Below are 18302 nucleotides of genomic sequence, written 5' to 3' on the forward strand. Positions count from 1 at the left end.
CTGACCCCGAGCGAGACGGTCGACGACGACACCCCCGTCTTGACCGACAACCCCGACGACCGGCTCCTGCGCGACCTCGACCCCGACAACGACACGTAAGCCCCGAGCCGTTTGGGCGCCGGTCGTCACCTACCCGTGATCGACCCGGACAGTCGTGAGTCCGCGACGGCCGGGCGATGGTGTGGACATCCCCGGTCGGGTGCGCGAGCCCCGGACACCCGGGATGAAGCTGGCCGCCCCTGCGGCGGCGTACTGACCAGAGGGCAGCCCGAGCACGACCGGGGTACGGCGAGGGCTCGCCGCCCGCGACCGACGGAGACTGCGTCCTGCCCCTCTCCCGCTCACTGGACGATCTCGAGGTGCGGGTACTCCGGGCGCCACACTGCCCGGCTTCATTAGATGCCCCGCGCCAACTCCACGTCACCGACATTGATCCCAGCCCCGACCTCTGCCACCCCTCGCCCGCCCTCTAACGCCGCGACACGCCGGCCGACCTGGGGGCGCCCGGCGAGGCCTGATCGCGTTTGCGCCTCCCCGCACTCGCCCAAACGGCCCCAAGCCGGCCCTTCGTTTCGCAGCTCGGCGCTGGCGGCAATGTACGGTGACCGGGGTGCATGGAATGAGTCACACTGCCTTATCGCCCGCGGTCCGCAAAACGGTCACGGTGAGGTCGAGAGATCAGCCGGGCACGCCGACCCGATCCGAGTCTGCGGCGAGGAGCCCACGGAGCGTCCCCAGCTCGGGCCCTCTTGCCATCGCCTCGTCCATACCGCCGACCAGGCCGGTCAGGTTCAGAATGACCGGGTGCTCGAGGCCAGCGTTGGCGTATCGCCCGAGCCGTTCGGCAACCTCGACCGCGTTACCCATGAAGACGTATTCCTCGATCAGCTCGAAGGGGATGCGGGGCGCGAATTCGCGCAGCGCGGCCGGGTCGAGTCGGTGAGGGATGATGTCGATGTAGGCACGGCCGCTCTCCCCTGCAGGGTTGGGCAGTCCGTACTTCGTCCATGCCGCGGCCGGAGCCATCCACAGCGCGAAGAGTTTCGCCAAGGGACTGGCGTCGAACATCTCGCGAAGCCGGGCGCGGCTCTCCCCGAGGACGAGGAAGATGAACAGGCTGGCTTCCGGGTCGGGCCGTCCCGCCCGCCTGGCTTGGTCCAGGACCGCAGTCTTGAGTTGGGCGTACTCGTCGGCTGTTGGTGCGTCGACGGGCAGCCATCCGTCGCCGTAGCGGCCGACCAGACGCAGCATGCGCGGTCGGTGGGCGGCGATCCACACCCGAGGCTGCCCGGCCTCGGAGCGCAGCGGCAACCCCAAGCGACCACCGTGGCGAGGCATGGTGCCCTGGTCGAGGAGCTGCCGTAGGTCGGCAAGGAACGCTTCGGTGGTCGCGACTGGCCGCTCGAAGGAGTAACCGAACGGGACGAGGTTCTCCGCCTCGCCGGCCCCCACGCCCAGGTTGAAGCCGCCCTTGCAGAGATGTTGCAGGGTCAGGGCCGAGCGCGCGACATCGGCGGCGCCTCGTCGGATGCCGTCTGTGACTGCGATGCCTAGTGGAAGATCTGTCGATCGGGCGGCCCAGGCGCAAAGACAGAAGGGATCGAACAGCCCGTCTGGGTCGGGCACCAACTGTGCAAACTCCATCTCCCCGTAGAGCGCGGGGTGGAACACACCGAGGAGGTGGTCAAAAGACCACAACGAGTCGGCATGCAAAGCATGTGCTGCGTCGATCGTCATCTCGGCGCCCGCCGTGGGAAAGAAGGGAGGGAATACGAGTCCGAACTTCATGACATGATCACCGGTTCTTGGCCGAGTTCGATGGCCAGGTCGCCGCAAAGCCGGAATGATCACGTTCTGAGCGGAGAACTATCCGACAACTCACAGCGCACCACGAAGCCCTGATGATCTCGCGGCGGCCCGTCTGAGTGATAGTGACACGCGGAGTGTGAGTGGCAAACGTCCAACCGGTGACAGAGGGCTCCATTCTTTCGCCTTGGTCGATGTAGGCCTCTAATAGCTACAGCGCGCTTACGTCGTGAGCCCGAACGTAACCAATATGAACGTCCCATATGGGGGAAGGCGGGAAGTTCAGGCCACCAGCGACTCGAAGGATGTCGCGTAGGGCCAGGTGCGGTCGGGGACCGACCCCACCGTCGACCCCGAGGTCAGACCCTTCTTCCCGGGTTCTGCCGCATCGGCGTCCTCCCCGCGATGGTCCAGGGCGCTCTGGGGATACGCGGAGCGTCGGGGCTCGCGGCCGCCGCAGTGTGGCTCGACGAGCGCGGCCTGACGGGGCGCTGGGGCGCCCTCGCCGTCACGGCGACCGGGCGCTCCCGACCCAGCTCACCGCAGACGGATGGAGGTGCGCGAGAGGGTCGAGCGAGCCGCGGCCCAGTCCATTGCCGACGCCAAGGGCAAGCCGGAACGCGGCGCCCGGGGAGGCCCGTTCGCGTTTGCGCCTGTCCGCACTCGCCCAAGCGGCGCCGACCCGACCCTCCCTCGGCGCCTCTTCGGCGCCGACGGTAACAGGGACAAACCGTACTTATGACATCGAACGCATGACCACCGACAACGATGACCATCACCTACTCACTTGTCATCGCAGCGTGCTACAACGAAAGCGAGCCGACGTCGAGGCTTGCCGCCTCGGGGACATCGTCGAAACCCCGATCCGGCTGGAGGGTCGCGTCAGGTCAGACCGATGGCCGTCCGGGTGCCCGCCGACTCCGCCCTTCTCGCGCGGGCGACACTGACACCGTGCCAGCCGACCGACACGTTGCCGTCGGCCAGCCTGTTCCCCGGCGGCCACGGCAAGACCGCCACCCGCGAGCACCACGACGCGCTCATGGACGACCTCGAGCACAAGGTGTTCAGCCGGTTCGACGACGACACCTGGGTCTACCCCGGCCACGGCGACGACACCACGCTCGGCGCCGAGCGCCCGTCGCTGCCGGAGTGGCGCGAGCGCGGCTGGTAGGCACTCAGGACCCGGGCATCGCCGCGCCGGGCGCCGGCACGGTCCGGCTCATCAGCGAGCGCGCCACCTCGTGGACCAGCTCGGGCTCGTGCACGACCGCGTACTCCATCTCCCCGTCGCCGCACGGCCGCGCCACGAGCGCGGTCGCCACGTGCGGCCCGACGACGGCGACGTCCCACTCGCCGCGCAGCGGGTCGTCCTCGGCGAGGGCCGCGCCGCGGACCCCGCGCGGCAGGGCGGTGCCCACCCCGAAGAGCGTGACGAGCGTGGAGTGCTCGGCCACGGCGGCGAAGCGGCGCGCGCGCTCGCCGTGCGGGAGGCCGTCCGGCCCCACGGAGGCCAGCAGCACTGTCGGGCCCTCCGCGCCGCACGCCCGCTGTTCGAGCAGGGTCGCCGCGACGCGCACCTCCTCGACCGGTCCGCGACGCAGCGGCCGGGTCCGGGCGACCGTGGCGAGCGGGCTGCGCCGGGTCGGGCCCTCGGGGGTCCGCGACCGCGGGGCGCCGGGGCCGGCGGGCGGCGGCGTCCCCGGTGCCGGGCCGAGGGTGGCGGGCCGGCCGAAGCGGTAGCCCTGGCCCAGCGTCGCCCCGAGCGCACGCGCGGTGCGCTCGTGCTCCGCGGTCTCGATGCCCTCGGCGAGCACGATCGCCTCGTTCCGCTCGGCGTAGGCGCCGACGGCCGTCGCGACCCGGGCGACGTCGTCGTCGAGCGGCCGCCGCACCAGGCGCTGGTCGAGCTTGACGACCTCCGGGCACAGGAACCCCATGAGCGCGAGCGAGGCGGGATGGCTGCCGACGTCGTCGAGCGCCACCGCGATCCCGACGTGGCGCAGCCGGGTGGCGAACCACTGGAGGCGGGCCGGATCGCTGGTCAGCGCGCGCTCGGTGAACTCCAGGACGATCCGCCCGCCGCGCTCGAGGAACGTCACCGCGGCGGGCGGGGGCGGGCCGAGCGGGATGCCGTCGGGCTCGATGTTGAGGAACAGCGCCGAGGGGCCCTCGGCGCCGGCCTCGAGGGCGGTCGCGAGCGCGAGCTGGCGGCAGTACTCGTCGAGCTCGGCGAGCCGTCCCCGGCTGCGGGCGCGCTCGAAGAGCCGCTCCGGGCAGTGCCACGCCCCGGTCGGGCCCCGGGTGAGGCCCTCGTGGGCGACCACGGCCCCGGTCGTGAGGTCGACGATGGGCTGGAAGACCGTGCTGAGCCCGGCGAGTTCCGGCTCGGTGTCGACCACGCGCAGCGCGTCGGTCACGTACCACCTCGCTCCGCTCCGGCGCGCTCCCGTGGCGCCCCGCCTCCGCACGCCGTCGCCGCTGACGACGACCCGACAGCATCAGTACACGGAGCGTACCTACCTCGACCGAACGAGCTAGCCGTCGGGGACCGAAGCCACCCCCACGGACGACATGAGGGCGCCGGTCACGTCCTCAGCGTCGCGGGTGGTGTCCGACAGCATGCGGGCGAGCAGGGAGCGCGCCACGTCGAGCACCAGCGGCCGGTGGTGGGTGAGGACGTAGTCGAAGCTGCGGTCGCCGCCGGCGGAGGCGCTCGGCGTGGTGGGATCGAGGTCACGGGCGACGAGGGCGGCCGCGAAGTGCGGGCCCACCACCGAGACGATCCACTCCCGACGCACCGGATCGTCGCGGGCGAGCTCGGCACCGCGCACCCCCGGCTCGGGCGCGGCGGCCATCCCGCTGCCGAGCACGCCCACGAACGCCGCCTTCCCGGCGAGCTCCCGGTAGCGCTGCCGCGTGGCGAGGGTGACGTGGGGGGCACGCTCGAAGGCCGCGACCACGACGGCGAGCTCCCCCATGTCCTCGGCCTGACGCTCGAGGAAGTGGCTGACCGAGAGGAGCAGCGGTGCGGTGGCCCGGCGCGACGTCCGCGCCCGGGCGACGGCGGCGAAGGGGCTCGAGCGCGGGACCGGCGGCGCCGGACTCTGCCACGACGGCACCCGGCGCGGCGCCCGGAGGCGGGGGAGGATCTCCTCGGCGCGCGCGCCGGTGCCGAACAGCCAGCCCTGGCCGAGGGTGGCGCCGAGGCTGCGGGCGGTGGCGAGGTGGTCGGCGTTCTCCACGCCCTCCGCCAGCACGAGCGCCCCACTGTGCTCGGCGTAGGCCGCGATCGCCGACATGATCTCCGCGACCTCCGGTCCGGGCCGGGCCTGGACGAGGCGCAGGTCGAGCTTCACGACCTCCGGGCGCAGGAACGGCATGAGCGCGAGCGAGGCCGGGTGGGCCCCGACGTCGTCGAGGGCGATGTGGAAGCCGTGGGCCCGCACCTGGTCGGCGAACGCGAACAGGCGGGCCGGGTCGGCGGTGAGGTCCCGCTCGGTGAACTCCGCGACGACGTGCACGCCGCGCCTCGCGAGATCCGAGGACGCCGCCATCGGGGTGAGCCGCGTGGCGACCGTGAGCGGCTCGACGTTGACGAACAGGGCGAGTGGACCGGCCAGGCCTGCGGCGAAGGCGTCCTGCACGGCACGCCCGCGGCAGAGCGAGTCGACCTCGGCGAGGCGCCCCTCCCGGCGGGCGGCCGCGAAGAGGGCGTCGGGCCGTTCGAGGGGACTGCCGGCCGGTCCGCGGGCCAGGGCCTCCAAACCGATCACGTCGCCCGAGTCGAGGTCGACGATCGGTTGGTAGATCGGCTCGACGGCGCGCTCGCGCAGCAGCGCGTCGAGGGCTGCGCGCTCGGACCCGTCAGCCACGGACGCTCCTTCCGCCGGCGCGTCGCGACAGAGCGTACCCCGGCTCCCCCATCAGGGAGGCCATCGGAAACCGGACCGGCCCCCTCTGGTGACCTGGTGTCACCGACAACGAGGGTGCCGCCGCCGCGGTCGCGCGGCAGACTGGCGGCGATGGACTCCACCCGCGTCGACCGCTGGCTCTGGGCGGTGCGTCTCTCCAAGACCCGGGCGGACGCGGCGACCGCGTGCCGGGGCGGGCACGTGCGGGTCAACGACAAGCCGGCGAAGCCGTCGACCGGGGTGCGGCCCGGCGACACCGTCCGCACCCGTCTCTACGACATCCCGCGGGTGGTCGAGGTCGGCCGCGTCATCGAGAAGCGCGTCGGTGCCCCCGAGGCCGTGACCTGCTACGTCGACCACACCCCTCCCCCGCCCCCGAAGGAGGCCGTGGTCCCGGTGGCGCAGCGCGAGCGGGGCGCCGGCCGCCCGACCAAGCGCGACCGGCGCCGGATGGAGGCCTTCGAGCAGGCGTCCCTGGTGCACGCGGTGGAGCACGACGTCGAGGACTGAGCCCTGACGACCGGGACCTACTGCCCGTTGCGCGTCACCGAGAAGTTCGTCGTGGCCAGCCCGGTGCCGCCGATCCAGGGCTCGAACCCGGCCTGCACGCTCGTCATGTACCAGCCCGGCTTCGCGACCCCCCGCTTCGTCGCGTCGGTGACGAAGGTGGGGATCGACAGGTTGGTGACGCTGTTCGTGGCCTGCGTGCGGACATAGGAGATCGTCGTGACGTCGGCCTTGCCCCGCCAGACCTCGTACGGCACGCCGTCGAGAGTGGTCTCGCCGACCTTCTTGCCGATCGGGTTCACGCGGTCGGTGTGCTTGAGCCAGATCATCAGCTCGAGCCCGGTGGGGCGGCCGGTCTTGCGGGCGGTCGGGTCGAGCCAGATGTCGTAGGAGACGTTGTAGTCCCCCTTGTCCGGGGTGGTCGTCGCCCACGTGGTGCGCAGGTCGCCGAGGTCGGAGATCGGCCGCGGGAACGGGGTGCCCTTGGTGCAGTTGCCGTAGTTGCAGCCGAAGACGATCGAGGGGTAGGACGCCGGGCCGCTGGACTTGTTGTGGTTCGCCTCCACCCGGAAGCCGGTGTCGAACGCGATGACGCACTGCGAGGTGCCCGCCCCCCAGAGGTCGTTCTGCACCTCGTAGCGCCCGCCCGCCACGGGGGTCGAGCCGAACTTGTCGCACACCTTCTTCTCGTTCGGCGCCCGAGGGGTGGTCGGCTTGGTCGTAGGGGTGGGCGTGGACGCCGTGGACACCGCGGCCGGGACGAGCGCCCGCGGCGTCGTCCCCTGCGGGACGACGGTGGTGAGCGCGACGAGCGCGACGAGACCGAGCCCGCCGACGAGGGCCCGCAGCACCTCCGGGCCGCGTCGGGCGACGGTGTCGCAGCGCCGGTGGCGCCCACCGCGCCGTCGTCGGGCACACCGACCCACGTTGTCGTTCGTCGTCGACCACCGACCGTTCATCCCGCCCGTCCTCCCCGTTGGACCGTTCAGCGCGCCGAAACGTACGTTCGGCGCAGTGCGGCTCGCTAGGCGAAGTCAGCCGTTCGAGCACACGGAGGGACGGATGCCACCCACACGGGTGGCGCGTCGGAGAGCGACCGGTCGGGTCAGACGCCGTTGCGCGTCGCGTTGAAGGCGTCGGTCGACAGCCCGCTGCCGCCCACCCAGGGCTCGAAGCCGGCCTGGAGGTTGGTGAGGAACCACTGGGGCGAGACGACGCCCTGCCGGGTCGCGTCGCGCACGAAGTCGCTGATCGGCAGGTCGATGACCTGGCGCACGGACTGCTGGCGCACGTAGGAGATCACCGGGACGCCGTTGTTCTGGCCCTCGTAGACGTCCCACGCGGCGCCGGCGAGGTCCGCCGTCCCGGCCTTCTGCCCGATCGGGTCGATCCCGCCGGCCCGGACCATCCAGATCATCAGCTCCGCTCCCGTGTTGGCGCCGTCGCGGCGCGGGGTCGGGTCGAGCCAGATGTCGTAGGAGGCGTTGTACCGGCCGCTGTCGGGCACGGAGACCGACCAGCTGGAGCGGACGTCGCCGAGGTCGGAGAGCGGCCGCGGGAACGGCGTGCCCCGGGTGCAGTTGCCGTGGTTGCAGCCCCAGACGATCGACGGGTACGCCGCCGGTCCGTCGTCCTTGTCGTGGTTGGCCTGCACGCTGAAGCCGGTGTTGAACGCCGTCGTGCACTGCGGCGTCGTGGCCCCCCAGGCGTCGTTCTGCACCTCGAACCGGCCGCCGTCGACGGGCACCGACCCGAACTTGGCGCACACCTGCGGCCCGACCCGGCTGCCGATCGCCGAGAGCGGCGCGAGCAGCTTCGGGACGACGGGCAGGACGGCGGGTGCCGGCGGCGGCGCGCCCTGCGGCAGGGGCGCCGACCCGGCGGCGTTCTGCTCGGTGGCCGGGTGGTCCACCTGGATCGGGGGGACGGTCGGCTCCTGGGCCCCGCAGGCCCCCAGCAGCGCGAGCACGGCGACGACGGCGGTGAGGAGGGCGCGTGTGGCACGCGTGGGTTCGCCCACGCGGGTGAGGCTAGAGGATGCGCCGAACGCTGTAGTGGGCGGCCTCGACGCCGTGTCGCCGCAGGTCAACGGGTACGTCCTCGCCGAGGGCCACCGCGCGGGCGAGGGCGGCCGCGGACGGCGCGGTCTCGATCCCGGATCCGCCCTGGCCCGCGAACACGTGCAGCCCGGGCTGCTCCGGCCGGTCGCCGACGACGAGGGCCCGGTCGGGGGCGAAGGTGCGCTGGCCCGCCCAGGAGGTGACCACCGAGCGGAGCCCGAGCGTGGTCACCTCGTTGACCCGTTCGAGCGCGAGGGCGACGTCGAGCTCGTCGGGGCGGGCGTCGCCGGGCTCCTGCGGCGTCTCCTCGGACGGCGAGACGAGCAGGTACTGCCCCTCCGGCTTGGCGTACCAGGAGTCCGTGGCCGAGACGGCGAACGGGTCGTCGGGACGGACCGGCGCGCCGGACGGGACGCGCGCGATCGCGATGGTGCGACGGTAGGCGGTCAGCCCGAGCGGCGGCGCGCCCGCGAGCGCGAGGAGCCGGTCGGTCCAGGCGCCGGCGGCGAGCACGACGAGGTCGGTGTCGACCGTGCCGCCGTCCCCGATGGTCACCCGCCAGCCGCGGTCGAGACGCTCGATCCCGACGACGGGGGCCGCCGTCCGGATCTCGCCGTCGAGCGCCCGGAAGCGCTGCCGGTAGTGCTGGTGCAGCCCCACCGGGTCGGCGTCGCAGGCGTCCTCGACCATCGCCGCGGCCCGCACCGCCTCGGGCCGCAGCGCGGGCCAGCGCCGGACGGCCTCGTCCGGGGTCACCTCGGTGACCGGTGCCAGCGGAAGGATCTCCTCGCGCAGCACGCGCTCCTCGTCGGCCGTGCTCGCGACATGCAGGACCGGCCGCGGGTGCAGGAACCCGTGGCCGGCCTCGGCGGCCAGCGCGTCGAACCGCTCCCGCGACGCCGCGGTGAGCGCCCGCGTGGGCGCCGGGCCATGGCCGGGGATGTAGCTCGCGGCCGAGCGCCCGGTGGTGTGCCGGGCGAGCTCCGCCTCGGCCTCGAGCAGCACCGGGCGTCCGACGCCGGCCGCGGCCAGCTCGGCCGCGACCGACGTCCCCGCGATGCCGCCGCCGACGACGACGGCGCCGTGACCCGTCACGTGCGCAGGTCCAGGCCCAGGTCCAGGGCCGGGGACGAGTGGGTGAGCCCCCCGACGGCGACGAAGTCCACCCCGGCGGCGCCGTAGGCGGCGGCGGTGTCGAGCGTGAGCCCGCCGGAGGCCTCGAGGCCCGTCGACAGCGCGACGGCGTCCCGCCGCCGGACCGCCTCGGCGCACTCGTCGGGCGGGAAGTTGTCCAGCAGCACCAGCTCGAGACCGAGGGTCAGCGCCTCGTCGAGCTGGGTCAGCGAGTCCACCTCGAGCTCGCACGGCAGCTCCGGTGCCGCCTTACGGGCCGCCCGCACGGCCGCCGTGACCGACCCGGCCGCGAGGACGTGGTTGTCCTTGATCAGCAGCGCGTCCCCCAGCGACATCCGGTGGTTCACCCCGCCGCCGCAGCGCACCGCGTACTTCTGCAGCGCCCGCAGCCCGGGGACGGTCTTGCGGGTGTCCCGGATGCGGGTCCGGGTGCCGGCGACGGCGTCGACCCAGGCGCTCGTCGCGGTCGCCACCCCGGAGAGCTGGCAGAGCAGGTTGAGCGCCGTGCGCTCGGCGGTGAGCAGGGTGGCGAGCGGCGCCCGGACGGCGAGCGCCGTGTCGCCGGGGGCGAGCCGGTCGCCGTCGGCGCGGGCGTCGAGGACCTCCAGCGCGTCGCCGCAGACCCGCTCGAGCACCCGCACCGCCACCCCGACCCCGGCGAGGGTGCCGGCCGGCCGCGTCCGGAACTCCCCCACCGTCACCGACCCGGGCGGGACGCAGGCCGCCGTCGTGCGGTCGGGGCCGTCGCGGAGGTCCTCGTCGAGGGCCCGCGCGACGACCGCGTCGATCTCCGCGGTGTCCAGCCCCACCGGCAGCGCAACGGTGTTCGTGCTGGTCATGCGGCACCTCCCAGCACCTGGTCCAGCGTCGTCAGCGACAGCCGGCCGTCGACGAGCGCGACGGCCGCCGACGTGCCCTGCCAGCGATCGTCGCGGCGGGGGTGGTCGCGGCGGACGTGGCAGCCGCGCGACTCGGTGCGCGACCCGGCCGCGGCCAGCAGCGCGCCGGCTGCGAGGGTGAGCGCGGCGTCCTCCACCGCGGCCCGGCCGGTCAGCGCCTGCTCGACGGTCACCGACTCCAGCGAATCGGAGACCGCCGCGAGCCCGGCCGCGTCACGACCGATCGCGGCGCCGCGGCTCATCGCGGCCTGCAGCACCGCGCGGTCGGCGGCGCCGGCGACGAGGCGTGTGGGGGCATCGGGACGGACGACCGGGCGCGGCCCGCTGAGCGCGGCGGCCACGTCGGTCCCGGCCCGGCGTCCCACGACGAGGCCCTCGAGCAGGCTGTTCGACGCGAGCCGGTTGGCGCCGTGCAGCCCGGTGCGCGCCACCTCACCCGCCGCCCAGAGCCCCGGGAGCCCGGTGCGCCCGCGGGCGTCGGTGACCACGCCGCCGCACGCGTAGTGCGCGGCCGGGCGGACGGGGATGGGGTCGCGGGCGGGGTCGACCCCGAGCGCGTCACAGGACGCGGTCACCGTCGGGAAGCGGCGACGGACATCCGGCACCTCGGTGGCGTCGAGCAGCACGTGGTCGGCGCCGGTCGAGGCGAGGACCGTCGTGATCGCGCCGGCGACGACGTCGCGGGGCGCGAGGTCGCCGCGTGGGTCGACACCGTCCATCACCGGACGGCCCGCGACGTCGACGAGGCGCGCGCCCTCCCCGCGCAGCGCCTCGGTGACCAACGGGGCCCGGCCGAGCAGCCCGGGGACGCGCAGCGCCGTCGGGTGGAACTGAACGAACTCGACGTCGGCGAGCGACGCGCCGGCCCGCAGCGCGAGCGCCCAGCCGTCGGCGGTGGCGACCGCCGGGTTGGTCGTCGTCTCGTAGAGCCCGCCGACCCCGCCGGTGGCGAGCACGACGGCGGGCGCGGCGACGACGCCCCGTCCGCCGGCGTCGTCCACCACGTCGAGGCCGGTGACGGGACCCGCCGTCGGGCCGTACTGGCGACGCACGGCGACCGCGGTGTGCCCCGCGAGCACCGTCACCTCGCCGGGCAGGGCCGCGAGCAGGGCGCGCTCGACCTCGGCGCCGGTCGCGTCGCCGCCGGCGTGGATGACCCGGGTGGTGCCGTGCCCGCCCTCGCGGGTGCGGGCGAGGCGGGCTCCGGCGGCGTCGAACACCGCCCCCCGTGACCGCAGGGCGGCCACCGCGTCGGGACCGCCGCCCAGGATCTCGCGGGTGGCGGGCTCGTTGACGAGCCCGCCGCCCGCGGCGAGCGTGTCGGCGACGTGCGCCTCGACGCTGTCGCCCGCGACGTCGCCCAGCACCACGGCGATGCCGCCCTGCGCCCAGCGCGTCGAGCCCTCGTCGGGCGCGTCCTTGGTGACGACGACGACCCGCAGCCCCCGCCGCGACGCCTCCGTCGCGGCCGACAGCCCCGCGACCCCGGAGCCGACGACGACGAGGTCGGCGGCGGCCACCCAGGCCGCGCTCACTCTCCGCCCCCGGGCCGCCCGATCTCGATCATCCGCTGCACCGAGGCGCGGGCCCTGGCCGCCGTCGCGGCGTCCACGTGCACCTCGTCGCGGCCCTCGCGCAGCGCGCGGGTGAGCGCACCCGGGGTGATCGTCTTCATGTAGCCGCAGGCGGCGCGCTCGTTGACGGGCCGGAAGTCCACCGTCGGGTTGGCCCGGCGCAGCTGGTGGAGCATCCCGACCTCGGTGGCGACGAGGACGCTGCGCTTGGTGGTGTTCTTCGCGGCGTCGAGCATGCCGCCGGTCGAGAGGATGTGGACCTGCTCGCGGGGCACGGCGCCCTCGCCGGCGAGGTAGAGCGCGCTGGTCGCGCAGCCGCACTCGGGGTGGACGAAGAGGTCGGCGTCGGGGTCGGCCTGGGCCCGGGCGGTGAGCTCGGCGCCGTTGATCCCGGCGTGCACGTGGCACTCCCCGGCCCACACGTGCAGGTTGTCCCGCCCGGTCTCGCGACGGACGTGGGCGCCGAGGAACTGGTCGGGCAGGAAGAGCACCTCGCGGTCCGCCGGGATGCTCGCCACGACGTCGACGGCGTTCGACGACGTGCAGCACACGTCGGTCTCGGCCTTCACCGCGGCCGTGGTGTTGACGTAGCTGACGACGACGGCACCGGGGTGCTCGGCCTTCCACTCCCGCAGCTCGTCGGCGGTGATGGAGTCGGCCAGCGAGCACCCGGCGCGGGCGTCGGGGATGAGCACCGTCTTGTCCGGCGCGAGGATCTTCGCGGTCTCGGCCATGAAGTGGACGCCGCAGAAGACGATCGTGCTCGCGTCGCTGGCGGCGGCGATCCTGCTGAGGGCGAGCGAGTCCCCGGTGTGGTCGGCGACGTCCTGGATCTCGGGGCGCTGGTAGTTGTGCGCGAGCACCACGGCGTCGCGCTCCCGTGCGAGCCGGCGGACCTCGGCCGCCCACTGCTCGACGACCTCGTCCGGGGCGTCGCCCAGCGACCGCGGTTCGACGAGGTCGGTCGGTGGCCGGTGCGCTTGCTCGTCCACGGTGACGGTCATGCGGTGTCCTCCCCGGGGACGCGGCGCTCGTCGTGTGAACGCGGGTCCGGTGCCGGTCGGTGCGAGGTTTTCGCCTTCTGATCGAAAACGTGCGCGACAGTACGCGCCGACCACGAGCGGTGCCACCCTCCTGCTCGGTAGGTATGACCGAGGACACGCGCGGCCGCGCACCGACCACCGGGTGGGCACGCAGCGCTACCGTGGCCGCCGTGGGAGGTGGGAGGTGGAGGCCGAGGGCCTGATCGCGCACGACGTGCTGGCCGTCGTCCTGCGCATCACCGGGCCCGTCCCCTCGGTCCTGCTCTGGCGGCGGGCCCGGGAACCGGACTCCGGCCGGTGGGCCCTCCCGGGTGGTCGGCTCGGGGCGGGCGAGGACGTCGAGGCGTCGGTGCGCCGCCACCTCGCCGAGAAGGTCGACCTCGCCGAGGTCGCGCACGTCGAACAGCTGTCGGTGTTCTCCGACCCGCACCGCGGGCCCGCACCGCGACGGGTGGCGACCGCCTTCCTCGGGCTCGTCCCCTCCGACGCGGACCCGGCGATCCCCGACGACACCGCCTGGCACCCGGTCGACGCCCTGCCGCCGATCGCGTTCGACCACGGGGAGATCACCCGTGTCGGGCTCGAGCGGCTGCGCGCGAAGCTCTCCTACACCAACATCGGGTTCGCGCTCGCCCCCGACGTCTTCTCGATCTCCGAGCTACGCCGCCTCTACGCCGCGGCCCTGGGCCACCACGTCTCGGCGACCAACCTCCAGCGCGTGCTCACCCGCCGCGGGGTCCTCGTCCCCACCGGCACCACGGCTGCGCCGGGACCCGCGGGCGGACGGCCGGCGGCGCTCTTCCGCTTCTCCGAGCACGCCCTGCGCGTGACCGACCCGTTCGCGGCGCTGCGCCCGCCGTCGAGGGCCGGAGCGGTCTGAGCGTTCCCGTTCATCCGGCGATCGAGGGCCGTGGACCGTAGCGTGGTCATCGTGGTCGAGACGCTGCCCCTCTTCCCGCTGGGCACGGTGCTGATGCCCGGGGCACCGCTCCCACTCCACATCTTCGAGCCCCGCTACCGGCAGCTGACCATCGACCTGGTCACCGGTGCCGTCCCCGGCAAGCAGTTCGGGGTGGTCGCCGTGCGCGAGGGCTGGGGTCCCGACGACGGACCCGAGGGGCTGCACGAGGTCGGGTGCACCGCGACGCTGCGCGAGGTCCGGCGGCTGCCCGACGGACGCTTCGACGTCCTCACCGCCGGGGACCGCCGGTTCCGGCTGCTCGACGTCGACGACTCCACGGCCCCCTACCTCGTCGCCAACGTCGAGTGGCTCCCCGACGACGAGGACGACGACCCAGCGACCCTCGAACCCCTCGAGCGGGCCGCCCGCGCCGCCCACCGCCGGTACTGCACGACCGCCCGGACCTACCGCCGGCACGCGGACGCCGAGGAGAGCGGCGTGACCGAGGCCGAGGTGGAGGTCACCGCGGCGGAGGAGCCCGAGGAGGAGGCGCCGCCGGCCGGCGGGGAGCACGGGCCGGTCGAGGCCTCGATCCTGGCCCACGTGCTCGCGGCCGACTGTCTGCTGCCCCTGGGCGACCGGCAGGAGATCCTCGAGCAGACCTGCCCGCGCAAGCGGCTGGAGCTGGTCTCGCACGCGATGGCGCGGGAGGCCGAGCTCCTCGGCCGCCTGCACGCCGTGTGGGCCCCGACGGCGAAGTTCGCGGTGCCCTCGAGCGACAACTAGGGGCTGGGCCGCCCGAGGTCGTCGGAGCCCAGCGCGATCGCGCACAGCAGGTAGGTCAGCACCGCCCCGAGGCCGGCACCCACCACCGTCCAGGAGGATCCGATCTCGGCGGGCAGCGTCGTGAGCGTGGCCGGGATCGGCGGGCCCGGGGTGCCGCTCGAGCTGGCCTCGGAGCGGTCGAGCAGGACCCCGACCGGGCTGCGGTCGGTGAGCGGGCCGGCCAGCCACGTCCCGACCCGGGCGGCCACCCAGCCCGCCGCCGTCGTCGCGACCGCGATCCCCATGAGCATCACCGGCCCCCGGCGCGCCGTCGCCCGCCAGGCGAGTGACGCGACGACGACGCCGTAGGCGGTCACGAGCAGGAAGAACACCGCGGTCGCGTCGAAGACGTGGTCGGACTCGGCCGCCAGCGGCGCGCTCGCGCCCGACGCCGTCGCCTCCCCCGGGGCGACGAGCGCCCACAGCAGCCCGAGCAGGACGCCGCCGACGAGGACCACGAGCGCGATCCGCAGCACCGGGCGCACGTCGCCGAGGAGCTCGCCGCGGGTGAGGAGCCCGTGGGGGGCCTCGGGGACGAACTCGTCGGCGGGGAACTGTTCTGCGCCCACGGTCATCGCTGGCTCGCGCTGGTGGTCTCGCCGTGGCGGCTGCAGCGCGCGGTCCAGCCCATGGGGTCGACCTGCACGACCATCCGCCGGGCGCACTCGGGGCAGTACCGCGGCGGGTCGATCAGCGAGAGCCGGGCGCGGCAGCGGTCGTGGTCCCCGGACGCTGCCTCGCCGCCACAGAAGGAGCAGAACATCAGAGCGTGTCGTTCAGGGCCTTGATCGGCATCTTCAGCGAGTCGAGCATCTCGAGATCCTGCTCGGCCGGACGTCCGAGATTGGTGAGGTAGTTGCCGACGATGATCGCGTTGACCCCGCCGAGCATGCCCTGCTCCGCCCCCAGGTCCCCGAGGGTCAGCTCCCGGCCGCCGGCGAAGCGCAGGACCGACTTCGGCATCGCGAGGCGGAACGCGGCGATCGTCATGAGCGCGTCCGGGCCCTGCGGGACGTCGAGGTGCGCGAACGGGGTGCCGGGGTTCGGGATGAGGAAGTTCATCGGGACCTCGTCGGGCTCCAGCTCGGCGAGCTGCACCGCGAACTCGGCACGCTGCTCGAGCGTCTCCCCCATCCCGACGATGCCGCCGCAGCACACCTCCATGCCCGCGGCCCGCACCATCTGCAGCGTCTCCCAGCGCTCCTCCCAGCTGTGGGTGGTGACGACCTCGGGGAAGTGGCTGCGCGCGGTCTCGAGGTTGTGGTTGTAGCGGTGCACGCCCATCGCGGCGAGCTGGTCGACCTGGTCCTGGGTGAGCATCCCCAGCGAGCAGGCGACGTTGATGTCGACCTCGGCGCGGATCGCGGCGACCCCGGCGCGCACCTGCTCCATGAGGCGCTCGTCGGGTCCGCGGACGGCGGCGACGATGCAGAACTCGGTCGCGCCGGTCTTCGCGGTCTGCTTGGCGGCCTCGACGAGGCGGTCCTTGTCGAGCCATGCCGCGCGGACCGGGGAGTCGAACAGGCCCGACTGGCTGCAGAAGTGGCAGTCCTCGGGGCAGCCGCCGGTCTTGAGGCTGACGATGCCCTCGACCTCGACGTCGGGCCCGCACCAGCGCATCCGCACCTCGTGCGCCAGCGCCAGCGCCTCGGTCAGCCGCTCGCCCGGCAGCCGCAGCACCTCGAGCACCTGCGCCTCGGTCAGCCCCTCGCCGCGCTCCAGGACCTGCTCGCGGGCGACGGCGAGGATGTCCCCGTCGGTGCCCTGGCCGGTCTGCCTGGCGGTGCCGGTGCTCGCCGTCACGCGTCGCTCCTCAACGTCGGGGACTGATCGCGCGCGAGTCTGCCCCACGGTTCCCGGTCACGGGAGGGGCGGGACCCACTGGCCGCCCAGGACGGGATGCAGGCCACACCGGGCCGTCGTGAGGAAGCGCTCGGGGTCGGCGCTCCCGAGCCCCGCCGGCAGGACGCCGAGCAGGGGTGCCCCGGTGACGGTCGGGAGGTCGGCGAGGTTGGTGCGCTCGGCCAGGTCGGGCTGCTCGGGGTAGGCGCCGATGACGGTGCCGAGGTGGGTCAGGCTGCGCCGGGCGAGTGCCTCGGCGGTGAGGGCCGCGGTGTTGAGGACGCCGAGTCCGGCGCTGGCGACGACGAGGACGGGGGCGGGGGCGTCCAGGGCGGCGGCGACGTCGGCCAGGGTCTCGCCGTCGTCGTTGAGCCGGACGAGCATGCCGCCGGCGCCCTCGACGAGGAGCAGGTCGGTGCCGCTGCCCTCGATGTCGGCGACGGCGGCCGCGACGTCGGCGACCCGCAGCGGCGGGAGCCCGCTGCGCCGTGCCGCGGTGGCCGGGGCGAGCGGCTCGGGATAGCGGGCGAGCTCGCGGGTGGCAATGCGCGCGCCGGTCAGCCGGGTGACGTCGGCGAGGTCGCCGGGGGCGCCGGGCTCGATCCCGGTCTGTGCCGGCTTGAGCACGACGACGCGCTCCCCCGCCGCGGCCAGGGCGGCCACGGCCGCCGTCACCACGGTCTTCCCCACCCCGGTGCCGGTGCCCGTGACGATCATCGTCCGCACGGTCGACGAGCCTAGGTGGCGGCGATCACCGGGTGTGGGGCCGCCCCGGAAGGCGGGCGACGACGTCGTCGAGGACCGTCGGGAGCGCAGCGGTGTCGCCGTCGGGCCGGCCGTGCCGCCGCGACGTCGGCCGGGAAGGACCACGTGACGCGTCCCGGCTCGACCTCGTCGACGGCGCGGTACCACTCCCGCAGCGGCTCGGCGAGCGTCGCGTGGAGCGCGAAAGAGCGGCGGCGTCGGGTGGTGTCCCCGGCTCGGCGCTCGGCGAGGACGTCGGGGGTGGGATGGAGACCAGCACCAGGTCGGCCAGCCCGAGGCGCTCGCCCTCGAACGCAGCTCTCGCCCGCTCGAGCTGCTGCTCGAACCGGTCCGGTGACGCCGCTCCGACGCGGGCGAGGCACCAGGAGTAGTGCAGCTTCAGCGGGTCGCTGTCGCAGAGCACGACCGAGTTCCGGCGCTCGAGTTCGACCGCCTCCTGCCATCGCCCGACGTCGACGACAGTCCAGTAGGCGGCGCGCCGGTCCTCGTCAGAATCGTTGGGCTCGCCCCCGGTCGGTACGTACTCCGGGACGACGGGCCGGCCCTGGCGGGAGCACCAGGTCGTCTTCCCGGCCGCGCTCGGGCCCTCGACGGCGACGATCAGAGCGTCAGAAGTCGGGGTCGTGGTCGTAGCGGTTGGGTGGTTGGTGGTGGTGTTGGCGGGTGTGTCGGGTGAGGCGGGCGATGGTGTCGCGGGTTTTGGTGGTGATGCGGCCGTCGCGGGTGCGTCGGGGGGCCCAGTCCTCGCGGATGGTCAGTGGGGCGGGGTCGGGGGTGATGGCGTAGCCGGGAGTCATTGGTACTGGGCGGGGGTGTGTGACGCGGCTTTCGGTGTGGTGGACGGTGCCGGTGGGGTCGGTGATCACGAACCGGCCGGGGGCGGGTTGGGTGTAGCGCCAGCCGCCGCGGTGTTTGGCGCGGTGGTCGTGGCGGCAGATCGCTGCGAGGTCGTCGGCCTGGGTGGGGCCGCCGAGGGCCCAGTCGCGGGTGTGGTCGAGGTCGCAGGCCTCGGCGGGGCGGGTGCAGCCCAGCGCG

Annotated in this window: 19 protein-coding genes; 4 read left to right on the forward strand and 15 right to left on the reverse strand. The window is 74.2% G+C overall.

What is annotated here, in order from left to right; all coding sequences use genetic code 11:
* Window positions 1–678: 678 nt before the first annotated feature.
* On the reverse strand, window positions 679–1788 hold the full coding sequence (locus VGH76_RS14235; RefSeq protein ID WP_331557337.1) for an LLM class flavin-dependent oxidoreductase: 1110 nt from the start codon (window positions 1786–1788) through the stop codon (window positions 679–681).
* A 913-nt stretch (window positions 1789–2701) separates the two neighbouring features.
* Between VGH76_RS14235 and VGH76_RS14240 the strand changes: the two genes are divergently transcribed.
* A complete protein-coding gene (locus tag VGH76_RS14240) occupies window positions 2702–2977 on the forward strand; it encodes a hypothetical protein (RefSeq protein WP_414637726.1) in 276 nt (91 codons plus the stop codon).
* Between the two features lie 4 nt (window positions 2978–2981).
* Here VGH76_RS14240 and VGH76_RS14245 read toward each other — a convergent pair whose 3' ends face one another.
* Entirely contained in the window at window positions 2982–4223 is a 1242-nt protein-coding gene (locus tag VGH76_RS14245) for an EAL domain-containing protein (protein ID WP_331557338.1), read from the reverse strand.
* A gap of 117 nt (window positions 4224–4340) precedes the next feature.
* Window positions 4341–5678, reverse strand: coding sequence for a sensor domain-containing phosphodiesterase (locus VGH76_RS14250; RefSeq protein ID WP_331557339.1), 1338 nt, complete (start codon window positions 5676–5678; stop codon window positions 4341–4343).
* Window positions 5679–5828: 150 nt separating this feature from the next.
* Here VGH76_RS14250 and VGH76_RS14255 point away from each other — a divergent pair, with 150 nt between their 5' ends.
* Window positions 5829–6227, forward strand: a complete 399-nt coding sequence (locus VGH76_RS14255) for an RNA-binding S4 domain-containing protein (protein ID WP_331557340.1) — start codon at window positions 5829–5831, stop codon at window positions 6225–6227.
* Window positions 6228–6244: 17 nt separating this feature from the next.
* Here the strand turns inward: VGH76_RS14255 and VGH76_RS14260 are convergent, their stop codons facing one another.
* The 6 genes from VGH76_RS14260 to nadA form a co-directional block, all read right to left on the reverse strand.
* Window positions 6245–7183 carry a GH12 family glycosyl hydrolase domain-containing protein gene (locus VGH76_RS14260; protein WP_331557341.1) on the reverse strand — a complete coding sequence of 313 codons (939 nt, stop codon included), beginning with the start codon at window positions 7181–7183 and terminating at the stop codon, window positions 6245–6247.
* Between the two features lie 146 nt (window positions 7184–7329).
* Window positions 7330–8244 carry a GH12 family glycosyl hydrolase domain-containing protein gene (locus VGH76_RS14265; protein WP_331557342.1) on the reverse strand — a complete coding sequence of 305 codons (915 nt, stop codon included), beginning with the start codon at window positions 8242–8244 and terminating at the stop codon, window positions 7330–7332.
* 10 nt (window positions 8245–8254) lie between these two features.
* The gene (locus VGH76_RS14270; RefSeq protein WP_331557343.1) at window positions 8255–9379 is read right to left on the reverse strand and encodes an FAD-dependent oxidoreductase; all 1125 of its coding nucleotides are present in this window, start codon (window positions 9377–9379) and stop codon (window positions 8255–8257) included.
* A complete protein-coding gene (gene nadC / locus VGH76_RS14275) occupies window positions 9376–10257 on the reverse strand; it encodes a carboxylating nicotinate-nucleotide diphosphorylase (RefSeq protein ID WP_331557344.1) in 882 nt (293 codons plus the stop codon). The genes VGH76_RS14270 and nadC overlap by 4 nt, the downstream gene beginning before the upstream one ends.
* Window positions 10254–11852, reverse strand: a complete 1599-nt coding sequence (gene nadB / locus VGH76_RS14280) for an L-aspartate oxidase (protein ID WP_331557345.1) — start codon at window positions 11850–11852, stop codon at window positions 10254–10256. Before nadB ends, nadC begins: the two co-directional genes overlap by 4 nt.
* Window positions 11849–12895 (reverse strand): quinolinate synthase NadA, encoded by a 1047-nt coding sequence (gene nadA / locus VGH76_RS14285; protein WP_331557346.1) that lies wholly within the window; start codon window positions 12893–12895, stop codon window positions 11849–11851. The genes nadB and nadA overlap by 4 nt, the downstream gene beginning before the upstream one ends.
* Before the next feature lie 223 nt (window positions 12896–13118).
* On the opposite strand from nadA, the gene VGH76_RS14290 reads away from it, so the two are divergent.
* Both VGH76_RS14290 and VGH76_RS14295 read left to right on the forward strand, forming a co-directional pair.
* The gene (locus VGH76_RS14290) at window positions 13119–13814 is read left to right on the forward strand and encodes an NUDIX hydrolase (RefSeq protein ID WP_331557347.1); all 696 of its coding nucleotides are present in this window, start codon (window positions 13119–13121) and stop codon (window positions 13812–13814) included.
* Between the two features lie 42 nt (window positions 13815–13856).
* Window positions 13857–14621: an LON peptidase substrate-binding domain-containing protein gene (locus VGH76_RS14295; protein WP_414637727.1), complete on the forward strand. Its 765-nt coding sequence runs from the start codon at window positions 13857–13859 to the stop codon at window positions 14619–14621.
* On the opposite strand, the gene VGH76_RS14300 is transcribed toward VGH76_RS14295, so the two are convergent.
* From VGH76_RS14300 to VGH76_RS14325, 6 genes are all read right to left on the reverse strand, one after another.
* Entirely contained in the window at window positions 14618–15235 is a 618-nt protein-coding gene (locus VGH76_RS14300; RefSeq protein ID WP_331557349.1) for a DUF2567 domain-containing protein, read from the reverse strand. The genes VGH76_RS14295 and VGH76_RS14300 overlap by 4 nt on opposite strands.
* On the reverse strand, window positions 15232–15423 hold the full coding sequence (locus VGH76_RS14305) for a hypothetical protein (RefSeq protein ID WP_331557350.1): 192 nt from the start codon (window positions 15421–15423) through the stop codon (window positions 15232–15234). The genes VGH76_RS14300 and VGH76_RS14305 overlap by 4 nt, the downstream gene beginning before the upstream one ends.
* Window positions 15423–16463, reverse strand: coding sequence for a biotin synthase BioB (gene bioB, locus VGH76_RS14310; protein WP_331557351.1), 1041 nt, complete (start codon window positions 16461–16463; stop codon window positions 15423–15425). Before bioB ends, VGH76_RS14305 begins: the two co-directional genes overlap by 1 nt.
* A 57-nt stretch (window positions 16464–16520) precedes the next feature.
* Complete coding sequence (gene bioD / locus VGH76_RS14315; RefSeq protein WP_331557352.1) at window positions 16521–17228, reverse strand: dethiobiotin synthase; 708 nt, start codon at window positions 17226–17228, stop codon at window positions 16521–16523.
* Between the two features lie 25 nt (window positions 17229–17253).
* Window positions 17254–17670, reverse strand: coding sequence for a hypothetical protein (locus VGH76_RS14320; protein WP_331557353.1), 417 nt, complete (start codon window positions 17668–17670; stop codon window positions 17254–17256).
* A gap of 205 nt (window positions 17671–17875) precedes the next feature.
* Window positions 17876–18302, reverse strand: a 427-nt coding sequence (locus VGH76_RS14325; protein ID WP_331557354.1) for an HNH endonuclease signature motif containing protein, incomplete at its 5' end; no start/stop codon positions are given.

It is taken from the genome of Actinomycetospora sp. (assembly GCF_036497585.1).
Lineage (GTDB): Bacteria > Actinomycetota > Actinomycetes > Mycobacteriales > Pseudonocardiaceae > Actinomycetospora.

What these genes read in the sequence shown, in the direction of transcription:
- VGH76_RS14235 (WP_331557337.1), bottom strand. Translation starts at nt 1,788, where the DNA reads ATGAAGTTCGGACTCGTATTCCCTCCCTTCTTTCCCACGGCGGGCGCC.
- VGH76_RS14240 (WP_414637726.1), top strand. Translation starts at nt 2,702, where the DNA reads ATGGCCGTCCGGGTGCCCGCCGACTCCGCCCTTCTCGCGCGGGCGACA.
- VGH76_RS14255 (WP_331557340.1), top strand. Translation starts at nt 5,829, where the DNA reads ATGGACTCCACCCGCGTCGACCGCTGGCTCTGGGCGGTGCGTCTCTCC.
- VGH76_RS14260 (WP_331557341.1), bottom strand. Translation starts at nt 7,183, where the DNA reads ATGAACGGTCGGTGGTCGACGACGAACGACAACGTGGGTCGGTGTGCC.
- nadC (WP_331557344.1), bottom strand. Translation starts at nt 10,257, where the DNA reads ATGACCAGCACGAACACCGTTGCGCTGCCGGTGGGGCTGGACACCGCG.
- nadA (WP_331557346.1), bottom strand. Translation starts at nt 12,895, where the DNA reads ATGACCGTCACCGTGGACGAGCAAGCGCACCGGCCACCGACCGACCTC.
- VGH76_RS14300 (WP_331557349.1), bottom strand. Translation starts at nt 15,235, where the DNA reads ATGACCGTGGGCGCAGAACAGTTCCCCGCCGACGAGTTCGTCCCCGAG.
- VGH76_RS14305 (WP_331557350.1), bottom strand. Translation starts at nt 15,423, where the DNA reads ATGTTCTGCTCCTTCTGTGGCGGCGAGGCAGCGTCCGGGGACCACGAC.